Source organism: Pseudomonas sp. FDAARGOS_761, from assembly GCF_013343155.1.
Lineage (GTDB): Bacteria > Pseudomonadota > Gammaproteobacteria > Pseudomonadales > Pseudomonadaceae > Pseudomonas > Pseudomonas aeruginosa.
Genome location: NZ_CP054572.1, coordinates 4623103 through 4635519, shown reverse-complemented (window position 1 = coordinate 4635519; position 12417 = coordinate 4623103). Strand labels below are relative to the sequence as shown.

Genomic DNA, 12417 nt, shown 5'->3' with positions numbered 1-12417 from the left:
GCAAGAACAACAACAGCAACGCTGCCGTCGAGGATACGTCGATGTCCAACTCCAGACTCACCCAGCACCTGCTCCGCGGGCGGGTTGGTTTCCCCACCGCCCTGGCCAGTTCGGTCGGGTTGATCATGGCCAGCCCGGTGATCCTCACCGCCACCACCGGCTTCGGCCTGGGCGGCGGAACCTTCGCCGTGGCGATGCTGGTGGCGCTGCTGCTGATGCTGGCGCAGTCCACCACCTTCGCCGAGGCCGCCTGCCTGCTGCCGACCCGTGGCTCGGTCTACGACTACCTGTCGTGCGGCCTCGGGCGCTTCTTCGCGATCACCGGCACGCTGTCGGCCTACCTGATCGTCCATGTGTTCGCCGGCACCGCCGAAACCATGCTCAGCGGCACCATGGCGCTGGTCAACTTCGAGTCGCTGAATACCCTCACCGAGCCGGGCGGCGGCGCCTGGTTGGTGGGCGTCGGCATGGTGCTCTGCTTCGGCCTGCTGAATGCGCTGGGGATCACCGCCTTCGGTCGCGCCGAAGTGATCCTCACCTTCGGCATGTGGAGCACCCTGATGATCTTCGCCGTGGCCGGTCTGCTGCGCCTGCCCGCGGTGGAGTTGCAGGGCTGGTTCGGGGCCTCGATGGTCGGCGACGACCTGCCGACCCTGCTGTCGCTGGTGGGCATGGCGATGTTCATGTTCGTCGGTTGCGAATTCGTCACGCCGCTGGCGCCGGAGGTGCGCCACGCTTCGCGGACCCTGCCGCGGGCGATGGCCCTGGGGTTGGTCGGGGTGGCCTGCTGCATGTTCCTCTATGGCGCGGCGATGCGCCGGCAGGTGGAAAACCTCGACCTCGGCGGCGGCCTGCACCTGCTGGAGACGCCGATGGCGATCCCGCGATTCGCCGAGCAGGTGATGGGACCGTTCGGACGCATCTGGCTGGGCGTGGGCCTGCTGTTCGCCGGGGCCGCCACCATCAACACCCTGATGGCCGGCCTGCCGCGGATTCTCTACGGGATGGCGCTGGATGGCGCCTTGCCGAAGGCCTTCACCTACCTGCACCCGCGCTTCAAGACACCATTGCTGTGCATCGCCGTGGCAGCGGCGATTCCCTGCCTGCACGCCTGGTGGCTGGGCGGCGACAGCGAAGGGATCATCCACCTGGTCCTGGCGGCGGTCTGCGCCTGGGGCACCGCCTACCTGCTGGTGACCCTCTCCGTGGTGCTGCTGCGCATCCGTCGCCCGGACCTGCCGCGCGCCTACCGCTCGCCGCTGTTCCCGTTGCCGCAGCTGTTCTCCAGCGCCGGAATCCTGCTGGGGATGTTCTACATCACGCCGCCGGGTATGAACCCCGCCGACATCTACCTGCCGTTTGCCCTGATGCTCGGCCTGGCGGCCGCCTACGCCCTGTTCTGGACCCTGTGCGTACAGCGGGTGAATCCGTTCCGTCCGCTGGCGGTGGAAGAGGTGCTGGAGAAGGAATTCGCCGAAGAGGACCAGCAGCAGCGGGAGAAGGCGCATGTCCGCCTGGGCGCGCTGGTATGAGCGCCACTGGCGCGACTGGCGGCCAGCCGCCTATCGCCCCGGAGCCACCCTGGCCCTGGTGCGGCGCAACCTGGCTGCGTGCGACGGCGAGGCGCAGGACGGCAGGCTGTTGCTGCGTACGAAAGAGCTGAGCCTCGAGGTTCGCGAGCGGGTCCAGGCGCACCTGTTCATGCATATCGTCAGCACCGAGTTCAGCCTGTTCGTGGCGGCGCCCGGGGGGCCGCCGGCCAGCCTGGAGCTGCGTCACGCCGGTTGCTTGCGGCGTCGCGGCATTCTTTGCAAGGTGCGCAGCGGGAGCGGGCTCGAGCCGTTGCGGGAGGCCTTGCAGGGGGGCGACCGGGCCTTGCTGGAGCAGCTCATGCCGCTGGACTTCCGGAGCTTGCGCCTCTGCCGCGACGACAGGGGCTGGACCGTGAGCCTGGAACACCTGGGGGCGTGCGAGGTGGTCAACCGCTTCCCCGCCTATCGCCGCTACATCCCTCTGGTCGCCGAGCAGCGCCTGGCCCTGCTGGGCGCCTTCGCCCAATTGCAGCGCCTGCTTTCTCCCGCCTGAACGGCCCTTGCCGGCTCTCCCGGATGCGTATCCGCCGGTCCATTTGCGCTAGCTTGTGGGTATATCGATAACATGTTAATCATATCGGCAGCGCTGCGTGGCTCGGTAATTGCCGCGCCATACAACAATAACGATGGCCGTTGCCGTCAGGAGGTGCCCGGTGCATACCCTGTCTTCCGCACACAACAGCTTCGAAGCCTGGAACCAGGCGTTGCGCCAGGTCTGCGGGCGCTTCGAATCGCAGCCCGCGCTGAACCGGACGCTGTTCATCGGCGATATCTCGCGGCAGGACCTCGGCGGCCTGGAGCTGGCGCAGATCCGCACCAACGCCGGGCGCATCGCCCGCCAGGCCACCCATGCCGATCATGACGACGACCGTCACTGCTTCCTGGTCGTCCAGCGCAGCGGCCATGCGCAACTGCGCCAGGGTGGGGACAGCATAGAGCTGGCGCCAGGGGAAATGGCGCTGATGGACTCCGCGGGCGGCTGCGAGATCATTCCCCACGGACTCATCGAACACACCTCGTTCCATCTCTCCCGCGACCAGGTATGCCGGCACCTGCCGCCCAGCCAGCGGGCCTTCGGCAAACTCTCGCCGAACTGCGCCAGCGGTCGCCTGCTCGGCCTGCTGGTGCAGCAGGTGTGCGCCGGAGAACTGCAGCCGTGGGCGGTGGCGGACGAGGGCGGGGCGTTGCAGGAGGCGCTGATCGCCCTGCTCGGGCCGGCGCTACAGCACGCCGGCGAGGAATTGGAGGGACCGCTGGCCGGGCTCTATGGCTACAGTCTGCGCCGGCACGCGGAGCGTCTGATCGAGCAATCCCTGCAGGAGCCGCGCCTGAGTCCGGACATGCTCGCCGGCCGCCTGCGCATCTCGGTGCGCCAGTTGTACCGGTTGTTCGAGGAGCAGGGCGACAGCGTCTGCCGCTACATTCTCCGCCAGCGCCTCAGCCGCAGCGCCGCCGACCTCGGCAACCCACGGCTGCGCGGCGAATCGATCACCTCCATCGCCTTCAAGTGGGGTTTCAGCGACTCGGCGCATTTCAGCCGGGCGTTCAAAAAGCAGTTCGAGGTTTCGCCCAAGGACTATCGGGCCGGCGCGCTACCGGCCTGACGCCGCCGCGCGCTGCCATTCGTCCCGCCGATCCGCGCCGCAGGCGGAGCTGGCCCGGTGAATGCTTGACGCTTCACCGGAGGCACAGCAAGAATGCGGCGTGTCAGGTTGCATGAAAATAACGGCGGCGCTGTCCGGGGTACCTGCCGCGACAAGCAGCACCCGATGCCCGCACCTTTCATGTCGCCAGCGAGGCGCAGGATGTCATTGCCTTGGGGCGTGCGCCGCGTCGCTATTCACTATCAGATTTCGAGTGCCCCCCTACACCATGCGAATGCGCCTGATGCTTTTGGGCGGCGGTAATGCCCTTGGACAGGCGCTGATCCGCCTAGGGGCGGAGGAAGACATCGGTTTCCTCGCGCCCAGACCACCCGAGCAGGGCTGGGATGCCGCCAGCCTCACCACCCTGCTGGACGAAACGCGCCCCGACGCGGTGATCAACCTCGCCTTCTACCACGACTGGTTCCAGGCCGAGCAGGTCGAGGCGGAGCGCCTGGGCGCCCAGGAGCGCGCCGTCGAGCGCCTCGCGGAACTCTGCCAGCACTACGAGATCCTGCTGGTCCAGCCGTCCAGCTACCGGGTCTTCGACGGCGCCCGCGCCACCGCCTACAGCGAGAAGGACGAGACCCTTCCGCTGGGCCTGCGTGGCCAGGCGCTCTGGCGCATGGAGCAGAGCGTGCGCGCGGCCTGCCCGCGACATGTGCTGATCCGCTTCGGCTGGCTGCTGGACGAAAGCCCGAACGGCTTGCTGGGACGTTTCCTCAGCCGCGCCGAACAACCGCAGCCGCTGTTCCTCGCCGACGACCGGCGCGGCAACCCGACGCCGGTGGACGACGCCGCGCGGGTGGTGCTCTCGGTGCTCAAGCAGCTCGACTGCCAGGCGCCGCTGTGGGGCACCTACCACTACGGCGGACTGGAAGCGACCACCACCCTGGCGCTGGGGCAGGTGATCCTCAACGAGGCGCGTACCTATCGCTCCAACCTGATCCAGGAGCCTTCGGCGGAGGCCCATGCCGCGCGCCCGGACGCGCTCGACGAACCGCAGCACGCGGTGATGGTCTGCAAGAAGATCCTCCACACCTTCGGCATCAAGCCGCGCGCCTGGCGCGCAGGTTTGCCGGCTCTATTGGACAGGTACTACAGGCATGTTTGAACGCCCCATCCTGATCACCGGCGGCGCCGGTTTCATCGGCTCCCACCTGACCGACGCGCTGCTGGCGCGCGGCTACCGCGTGCGTGTGCTGGACAACCTGTCCACCGGCAAGCGCGACAACCTGCCCCTGGACGACGAACGGGTCGAGCTGCTCGAAGGCGACGCCGCCGACGCGGCGACCCTGGCGGCCGCCCTGAAGGGCTGCGCGGCGGTCGCCCACCTGGCCGCGGTCGCCTCGGTACAGGCCTCGGTGGACGACCCGGTCGCCACCCACCAGAGCAATTTCATCGCCACCCTGAACCTCTGCGAAGCGATGCGCGAGCAGGGCGTGAAGCGCGTGGTGTTCGCTTCCAGCGCAGCGGTCTACGGGCAGAACGGCGAAGGCACGGCGATCGACGAAGACACCCCGAAGTCGCCGCTGACGCCCTACGCGTCGGACAAGCTGGCCAGCGAGTACTACCTCGATTTCTATCGCCGCCAGCATGGGCTGGAACCGGCGATCTTCCGCTTCTTCAACGTCTACGGGCCGCGCCAGGACCCGTCCTCGCCCTATTCCGGGGTGATCAGCATATTCACCGAGCGCGCCCTGAAGGGGACGCCGATCACCGTGTTCGGCGACGGCGAGCAGACCCGCGACTTCATCTACGTCGCCGACCTGGTCGATTTCCTGGTCCAGGCGCTGGAGGCGACGGCGGTGGAGCCCGGGGCGGTGAACGTCGGCCTGAATCGCAGCATCAGCCTGAAGCAGTTGCTGGCGGAGATCGGTCAGGTGCTCGGTGGCCTGCCGCCGGTGACCCACGCCGACGCGCGAGCCGGTGACATCAGGCATTCGCGGGCGAACAACGAGCGCCTGCTGCGGCGTTTCCGCTTCGACCAGCCGACGCCGATGGGCGTGGGCCTGGCGCGCCTGCTCGGCCGCTGATCACCACCAGGGCTTGTTCAGCGCCAGGTAGAAGATCCCGCCCAGCAGGGCAAGGCTGAGGACGCTGAGCAGGCCCTTGCCGGGGCCCCGCGCCATCCGCAGGGCGAACGCCGCGCAGACGATGTAGCCCAGCAACAGCCCCAGCTTCGCCAGCAGCCAGAGCGGCAGCGGCCAGGGCATCGCCAGGTGCACCAGGCCGAGCGCGCTGAGCAGCAGCAGGGTGTCCACCAGATGCGGTCCCCAGCGGCGGATGCCGCTGGCCTTGCGCCCCGACCAGTTCCAGGCCAGGCGCCAGACGAACAGGGCGGCGCTGCTGAGGGCGAAGGTGATGTGCAGGGTCTTCAGCCAGAGGTACATGGGGTCCGTTTCCGCAGGATGAAAAAAGGCGCCCGAAGGCGCCTTTTTCCGTTGGGGGCGCAAGCCCCGCGACAGTCTACGACTCAGAACTTGTAGCCGAAACCGATCATGTAGACCCACGGATCGACGTCCACGTCGACCTTGGTCTTGTTCACGCCCAGGGCGCTCGGGCCGTTGATGCTGGCCTTGGTGTCGATGTCCATGTACCAGACGGCCATGTTGAACAGCGCGTGCTCGTTGAGCATGTAGTCGAAGCCCAGTTCGCCGGCCAGGCCCCAGGAGTCCTGCAGCTTCATGCTGCTGAAACCCTGCGCCTTGCGGTTGCTGGCGAGGTCTTCGTCGAAGAAGGTGGTGTAGTTCACGCCCAGGCCGCCGTAGGGCTGGAAGGCGCTGTTGGTACCGCCCATGGGGTAGTACTGGAGCAGCAGGGTCGGCGGCAGTTGCTTGATGTCGGCCAGCTTGCCGTCCAGGCCCGGGCCGAGGCCCTTGACGTCGACCTGGTGGTTGAACGGAGTGGCGGCGACCAGTTCCACGCCCCACTTGTCGGCGAACATGTAGGTGAAGGTCAGGCCGAGCTGGGTGTCGCTGTCGACGGTCGCCTTGGTACCGCGCTGCTTGGCGCCGTCCAGCTTGATGTCGGAACTGCTGTCGTCGGGATCGACGGTGGCGAAGCCGCCACGGATGATGAAGTCACCGGCCTTGTGTCCTTGAATATCCGCAGCGGCGAACGGGGAGGCGACGGTGAGGGCCAGCAGGGAAGCGGTAAGCCAGGACTTACGCATGATGAGCTCCATTCCTTGTATTAGAAAGTGTTGGTGCTGCTAATGGTCAGCCAGCTAACAGTTGCCTTCCTTGACACAGCTCAATCAATCCTAGGAGCAAATGTGACCGCCGCAACGTAAACGGCGCGGCGGATTGTCGCATGTCGTTCAGCTACCTTCGTATTCGTAGGGCGTCACCTTGCTCGCCTGCATGCGGTAGCCGGCCGCCGCCAGCTCGCTGCTGGCGTTCTCCACCTTGAAGGTGCCCTCGACCCAGAACGGCTGGTACAACTCGTCCATCTGCACGCCCTTGGCGGTCTTCACGTAGACGATCTGGTTCGACGGCGGCGGCGGTACGTGGATGCAGGCGCCGTAGTAGGGCACCAGGAGGAACTCGGTGACCAGCCCGGCCTCGCTGATTTCCAGCGGCACGATGTAGCCCGGCAGCTTGGCCTCGATGCCGTCCAGTGCCTTCACCACCGGGGCGTTGGGGCTCTGCTGGCTGGCCGCCGGGCCGGCTTCGCTGAGGGCGTTGGCGAGGTCGTGGATCGGCAGCGGCGCCGGGGCGGGCGGGGCGCCGGCCGGGATCAGTTGCGACCAGGTCAGTTCGCGCGGCGCGGCGCGCGCCACGGCACTGCCCAGGAGCAGGGCGAAAGCCAGCAGGAGGACGGTCAGGGAGCGCAGCATCGGGGAATATCTCCGGGTCATAGGCGGATCGACAGGCCATCGGCCAGGGACTGGCGGTAGGCGCGCCAGGCCGGCACGCAGCCGATCAGCACGGCGGCCGCCAGGATAGCCCCGAGCAGGCTCCACTCATAGTCGCTCGGCCAGGCCAGCGGCAGGTAGATGCCGTAGTTGGCCTGGACGTAGCCCTGGCTGGCGGCGATGCCGAGGTAGAGCAGGCAGAGGCCGAGGGCGACGCCGGCCAGCGCCAGGCTGAAGGCCTCGGCCAGCAGCAGACCGAAGATGTGCCAGGGGCGCGCGCCCACCGAGCGCAGGATGGCCATCTCCCGGCGGCGCTCGTTGAGGCTGGTGAGGATCGCCGTGAGCATGCCGATCAGGCCGGTGAGGACGACGAACAGCGAGACCACGAACAGTGCCTTCTCGGCGGTGCCCATCAGGCCCCACAGTTCCTGCAGGGCGACACCGGGGAGGATCGCCATCAGCGGTTCGCCGGGATAGTCGTTGACCTCGCGTTGCAGGGCGAAGGTCGCCACCTTGCTCTTCAGGCCGACCAGGAACGCGGTGATCGCCTGTGGTTGCAGGTCCATGTGCCGCGCCTGCTCGGCACTGACGCGCCCGGCGCCCATCGCCGGCACCCCGTTGCGCCAGTCGACGTGCAGCGCCTCCATGCCGGCGAGGGATATGTGCAGGGTGCGGTCCACCGGGGTACCGGTGCGCTGGAGGATGCCGACCACGGTGAACGGCTTGTCGTCGTGCTTGACCAGGCTCACCGTGCTCACCCCATGGGCCAGCACGATCTTCTCGCCGAGCCTGTAGTGCAGGGCTTCGGCCACCTCGGCGCCGAGCACCACGTCGAACAGGTCCTGGCCGAAGGCGCGGCCCTCGGCCAGTTGCAGTTCCTGGCCGCGGCCGTAGCGGTAGTGCTCGAAATAGCCGGCATCGGTGCCCATTACCCGGTAGCCGCGGTGCGAGTCGCCGAGGGAGATCGGGATCGCCCACTTCACCCGCGGGTTTTCGGCGAAGTGCCGGTAGCTGTCCCAGCGGATGTTGTTGGTCGCGTTGCCGATGCGGAATACCGAGTAGAGCAGCAGGTTCACCGAGCCGGAGCGCGCGCCGACGATCAGGTCGGTTCCGGAGATGGTACTGGCGAAGCTGGCCTTGGCCTCGGTGCGGACCCGCTCCACCGCCAGCAGCAGGCAGGCGGAGAGGGCGATGGCGAAGATCGTCAGCAGGGCGGTGAAGCGGCGGTTGGCCAGGCTGGCCAGTGCCAGTCGGAAGAGATACATGCTCAGAGTCCTGCCGGCCGGGCGGCGCGGTTGAGATCGGAAAGGGACAGGCTGCGGTCGAACAGCCCGGCCAGGCTCTGGTCGTGGCTGACGAACAGCAGGCTGGCGCCGGCCTCGCGGCATTCGGCGAAGAGCAACTGGAGAAACGCCTCGCGGCTGTCGGCGTCGAGCGCCGAGGTCGGCTCGTCGGCGATCACCAGCTCCGGCTGGCCGATCAGCGCGCGGGCGGCGGCGACCCGCTGCTGCTGGCCGATGGACAGGCTGTCGGCGCGGCGTGCGTGCAGTTCGCCGCCGAGGCCGAGCTGGCCGAGCAGATGGCTGGCGGCCTGCGCCGGGCTACCGTGGCGTTCGCGGGCGCGCTGACGGCGCAACGCGGAAAAGTGACAGGGCAGCTCGACGTTCTCGCGTACCGAGAGGAACGGCAGCAGGTTGAACTGCTGGAAGATGTAGCCGGTGTGGTCGACGCGGAAATGGTCGCGGCGCGCGGCGGACAGCTTTTCCAGGTCCTCGCCGAGCAGGCGGATGCTGCCGCGGCCGGGCTTCTGCACGCCGCCGAGGAGGCCGAGCAGGGTGGTCTTGCCGCTGCCGGAAGGCCCCTTGAGGAACAGGCTCTCGCCGCGTTCGAGATGGAAGCTGGGAATGTCCAGCAACTCCGCCTGGCCGGGCCAGGCGAAGCCGAGGTTGGTCAGGGTGATCAGTGCGCTCATGGGGGTAGGGGCGGAACGCTCCGCCGGAGCCTCGAGAATGGATGGAGGGGCGCCGCGCCGAATCCCTCGCGGCGCTTCCGGAACGATCCTACAGCTTCAGCTCGGCGCTGGCCGGGGCCAGGTCGGCGCCTTTCTGGCCGTCGGGACCGATCAGTTGTACCTGAATTTTCTGGGTGGCGGGGAAGCGCTTGAAGAACTCGGCGAGGGTCAGCAGCTTGAGCAGCTCGGGCTTCTCGCAACTGAGCTGGTAATGGGCGTGGATATCGGCATGACCGTTTTCGTGTTCGTGTTCGTGTTCGTGTTCGTGTTCATGTTCATGTTCATGTTCATGTTCGTGGCCTGCCTTCTCCTTGTGCGCGTGGGCCGGCGCCTTGTCGCCGAACAGCGGACTCCGCAGTTCCTGGCTGGCCACCGAGCAGCCGGCGGTGACCGGCAGGGCGAACAGTTCCAGCGGTTTTTCCAGTTGCGCGCGGGCCTTGGCCACGGCGGCCTTGTCCGCGTCGGTGCTGGCGGCGTGTTCGAAACCGACCAGGTTCATCGCCGGGCTGTCCAGCTCCAGTTCGAGGGTCTTGCCGTCCAGCGCCACGTTCAACTGGGCGACGCCGTGCTCGTGCTTGCCCAGGCTGCCGTGGGCGTGGTCATGGTCGTGGTCGTCATGGGCCTGGGCGGCGAACGGCAGCAAGACGAGGGCTAACAGCAGTGGGCGCATGAACGGGACTCCGGCAAGGAAGGAAAAGAGTTTGTTACGTTATAACGAATTTTTCCGCCTGCCTAGCCTGGCCGATTTGGCCCCTACGCGCCGACGTGGGAGCATGGCGCGATTCGCTTGTGGAGAAACGAGATGGTGCGGATTCGCGGAAGCATCGGCGACTGGCCGGTGGACCTGACCCTGGAACTGGACGCCGAGGATTGGCGCCAGCTGGCGCAACACGTGCCCCCGCCGCCGCTGGGCGAGCCGCAGGTCGCGGCGGCCAGGGCGCCGGCGTCGGCAGCGCCGGTGGATCGCCTGTGGCAGACCGCCCAGGACCTGCTGCGCGGCAGCGGGCGGATCGAGGGGCCACAGTTGCTGGCGGAGCTGGAGGCGTTCAGCGGCAACGCCGGCGCCGCCAAGCAACTGCTGGTGCGCCTGCGGCACGACGCCCGGGTCAAGGTCGAGGTGGTCGACGGCACCCAGGTGTTCGTCTGGCTGGAGGACTGAGCCCCGCGGACGGGGCTCGGCGACTCAGTAGAGCGCCTGGTACAGCTTGCGGCGGTAGGCGGTGACCAGCGGATGGTCGTTGCCGAGCAGGTCGAAGACCTGCACCAGGGTCTTGCGCGGCAGGTCGTCCTGGTAGCCGCGGTTGCGCAGGAACAGCTTGAGCAGTCCGTCCAGAGCCGCCTCGTACTGCTGCCGGGCGAGCTGCTGGACGGCCAACTGGTAGGCCGCCTCGTCGTCGCCGGCATCGGCGGCCAGACGGCTCTTCAGTTCTGCACTGTCGGGCAGGTCGGCAGCCTGGCGCAGGAAGGTCAGTTGCGCGCGGGCGCCGGCCAGGGCCTGCTTGTGCTCGTCGCTCTTCACCGCGTCGAGGATGGCCTGCGCCTCTTCCAGTTCGCCGCGCTCGGCCAGGCAGCGGGCGTAGAGGATCAGCGCCGCGGGGTTGTCGTTGTTCTCCGCCAGCAGGGCTTTCAGGGTCGCTTCGGCGTCGCCGATGCGGCCTTCGGCGAACAGCGCCTGGGCCACTTCCAGCGGGTCTTCGTCGGGCAGCGCCGGTGCTTTCACATGGGGTTCGAGCAGGGCGCGGATCTGCGATTCGGGCTGGGCACCGGCGAAACCGTCGACCGGCTGGCCATCCTTGAACAGGACCACGGTCGGCAGGCTGCGGATGCCGAAGCGCATCACGATGTCCTGCTCGACGTCGCAGTTGACCTTGGCCAGCAGCAATTCGCCCTGGTAGGACTCGGCGATCTGCGCCAGCAGCGGCATCAGCGCCTTGCACGGGGCGCACCAGTCGGCCCAGAAGTCCACCAGGACCGGCTTGTGGAACGAGTTCTCGATGACCAACTGCTCGAAGTTGGCGCCGGTGACGTCGAAGATGTAGGGCGTATCGCTCATGTCGATTCTCGGAAACGCAAGGTGGTGACCACTATAAGTGGGGGCGCGCCGCGCGCAAACAAGCCCGTGCCTCAGGCTTGCCCGCGTTCGGCGTGATACAGGCTGACCAGGCGGAATTCGGCGGGTTCGGCGAGGTCCGGCCAGGTACAGGCGTCGAGCACGTCCAGGCGCCGGTACAGCGGATGACGGAAGTCACGGACCCGCGAGTCGGCGACCAGCGCCTGGCGGCCGCGGCTGAGGAACTGGTCGAGCAGCGGCAGGTTGGCGCGGTCGTAGAGCACGTCGGCCACCAGGATCAGGTCGAAGCGATCGTCCTCGGCGAAGAAGTCCGCCGAATAGCTCAGCTCCACTCCGTTCAGTTCGGCGTTCGCCCGGCTCGCTGCCAGCGCCAGGGGATCCAGGTCGCAAGCCACCACCTCGGCGGCGCCGGCGCGGGCCGCGGCGATCGCCGCCACCCCGGAGCCGCTGCCGAAGTCCAGCACGCGCTTGCCGCGGACCCACTGCGGGCGCTCCGCCAGCCAGCGCGCCAGGACCAGCCCGCTGGCCCAGCAGAAGCACCAGTACGGCGGCTCTTCGAGGATGCGGCGGGTTTCCTCCGGGCTGAACTGGCGGTCCATGTTCTGCGCGTCGATCAGCCACAGGCGCAGGTCGGTGCTGGGCAGCGCGGTGGCGCTGAGCCGGGCGTCGCCGAGCAGCTCGCCCAGCGCCTGGGTCAGGGCTTGCGGTGCCGTCACGGCGCGCGTACCAGGCGCAGTTCGCCGAGGGACTGGGTGGTCGGCTGGGCGATCCGCAACGGATGCAGGCGCCAGGCCAACTGGCCGGACTGGATCACCCGCGCGTGCAGTTCGACGCGCAGCGCGCCACCGGCCGGCGGGAAGGACTCGGGGTTGAACGGCAGGCGGAAGGGCATGAGTTCGCCGGTGGCCAGCACCGTCTCGCTGGCCAGCAGCCGCTGTGGACGGTCGCGCTCGTCGATCACCAGCAGTGCCATCTGCACCTCGCTGCCGCGTGGCAGGCTGCCCTGGATGCTGCTCAGCGTTCCGCTCAGCTCGCGCAGGTGGGCCGGCAGCACCGGCTCGACCATGGTCACGCTGCGCGAAGCTTGCGGCGTTGGCGCAGGCTTCGGCTTGTCGCTGGAACAAGCGGCGAGGAGAAGGACGGCCAGCAGGGCGATCGAGCGCAGGGTCATGGGCTGCTCCATAGCGGTGGAATCCGGGCGGCGCTTGTATAGCGCAAAGTGTGATTCTTGTCGCGCTTCG

Annotated in this window: 15 protein-coding genes; 6 read left to right on the top strand and 9 right to left on the bottom strand. The window is 68.0% G+C overall.

All coding sequences use genetic code 11. The features are described 5' to 3' along the window. The first annotated feature begins 41 nt into the window (after positions 1–41). The 5 genes from FOC67_RS21570 to FOC67_RS21550 all read left to right on the top strand — a co-directional run bounded on the left by FOC67_RS21570 (position 42) and on the right by FOC67_RS21550 (position 5271). The gene (locus FOC67_RS21570; RefSeq protein ID WP_003093348.1) at positions 42–1532 is read left to right on the top strand and encodes an APC family permease; all 1491 of its coding nucleotides are present in this window, start codon (positions 42–44) and stop codon (positions 1530–1532) included. After that, the gene (locus FOC67_RS21565; RefSeq protein WP_003132379.1) at positions 1507–2085 is read left to right on the top strand and encodes a DUF3156 family protein; all 579 of its coding nucleotides are present in this window, start codon (positions 1507–1509) and stop codon (positions 2083–2085) included. Before FOC67_RS21570 ends, FOC67_RS21565 begins: the two co-directional genes overlap by 26 nt. Positions 2086–2245: 160 nt before the next feature. Continuing rightward, a complete protein-coding gene (gene feaR, locus FOC67_RS21560) occupies positions 2246–3196 on the top strand; it encodes a transcriptional regulator FeaR (RefSeq protein ID WP_003093343.1) in 951 nt (316 codons plus the stop codon). Between the two features lie 268 nt (positions 3197–3464). Next, on the top strand, positions 3465–4349 hold the full coding sequence (locus tag FOC67_RS21555; protein ID WP_003113045.1) for a dTDP-4-dehydrorhamnose reductase: 885 nt from the start codon (positions 3465–3467) through the stop codon (positions 4347–4349). Continuing rightward, positions 4342–5271 (top strand): NAD-dependent epimerase/dehydratase family protein, encoded by a 930-nt coding sequence (locus FOC67_RS21550; protein WP_003093339.1) that lies wholly within the window; start codon positions 4342–4344, stop codon positions 5269–5271. The genes FOC67_RS21555 and FOC67_RS21550 overlap by 8 nt, the downstream gene beginning before the upstream one ends. Here the strand turns inward: FOC67_RS21550 and FOC67_RS21545 are convergent, their stop codons facing one another. The 6 genes from FOC67_RS21545 to FOC67_RS21520 all read right to left on the bottom strand — a co-directional run bounded on the left by FOC67_RS21545 (position 5272) and on the right by FOC67_RS21520 (position 9775). Then, on the bottom strand, positions 5272–5628 hold the full coding sequence (locus FOC67_RS21545; RefSeq protein ID WP_003159320.1) for a SirB2 family protein: 357 nt from the start codon (positions 5626–5628) through the stop codon (positions 5272–5274). Between the two features lie 83 nt (positions 5629–5711). Further along, positions 5712–6410, bottom strand: a complete 699-nt coding sequence (gene oprG / locus FOC67_RS21540; protein ID WP_003093337.1) for an outer membrane protein OprG — start codon at positions 6408–6410, stop codon at positions 5712–5714. A gap of 147 nt (positions 6411–6557) precedes the next feature. Continuing rightward, positions 6558–7076, bottom strand: coding sequence for a DUF3299 domain-containing protein (locus tag FOC67_RS21535; protein WP_003137628.1), 519 nt, complete (start codon positions 7074–7076; stop codon positions 6558–6560). Between the two features lie 17 nt (positions 7077–7093). Continuing rightward, the gene (locus FOC67_RS21530; protein ID WP_004355513.1) at positions 7094–8359 is read right to left on the bottom strand and encodes an ABC transporter permease; all 1266 of its coding nucleotides are present in this window, start codon (positions 8357–8359) and stop codon (positions 7094–7096) included. A gap of 2 nt (positions 8360–8361) precedes the next feature. Beyond that, entirely contained in the window at positions 8362–9066 is a 705-nt protein-coding gene (locus FOC67_RS21525; protein ID WP_004365793.1) for an ABC transporter ATP-binding protein, read from the bottom strand. An 88-nt stretch (positions 9067–9154) separates the two neighbouring features. Then, positions 9155–9775 carry a DUF2796 domain-containing protein gene (locus tag FOC67_RS21520; RefSeq protein WP_009313343.1) on the bottom strand — a complete coding sequence of 207 codons (621 nt, stop codon included), beginning with the start codon at positions 9773–9775 and terminating at the stop codon, positions 9155–9157. A 132-nt stretch (positions 9776–9907) separates the two neighbouring features. Here FOC67_RS21520 and FOC67_RS21515 point away from each other — a divergent pair, with 132 nt between their 5' ends. After that, positions 9908–10264 (top strand): hypothetical protein, encoded by a 357-nt coding sequence (locus tag FOC67_RS21515; protein WP_003161695.1) that lies wholly within the window; start codon positions 9908–9910, stop codon positions 10262–10264. 24 nt (positions 10265–10288) lie between these two features. On the opposite strand, the gene trxA is transcribed toward FOC67_RS21515, so the two are convergent. From trxA to FOC67_RS21500, 3 genes are all read right to left on the bottom strand, one after another. Beyond that, positions 10289–11158 (bottom strand): thioredoxin, encoded by an 870-nt coding sequence (gene trxA / locus FOC67_RS21510; protein ID WP_004355507.1) that lies wholly within the window; start codon positions 11156–11158, stop codon positions 10289–10291. Between the two features lie 71 nt (positions 11159–11229). After that, positions 11230–11892: a methyltransferase gene (locus tag FOC67_RS21505; RefSeq protein WP_009313344.1), complete on the bottom strand. Its 663-nt coding sequence runs from the start codon at positions 11890–11892 to the stop codon at positions 11230–11232. Continuing rightward, positions 11889–12359, bottom strand: a complete 471-nt coding sequence (locus FOC67_RS21500; protein ID WP_003132387.1) for a YbaY family lipoprotein — start codon at positions 12357–12359, stop codon at positions 11889–11891. The genes FOC67_RS21505 and FOC67_RS21500 overlap by 4 nt, the downstream gene beginning before the upstream one ends. Positions 12360–12417 lie beyond the last annotated feature (58 nt).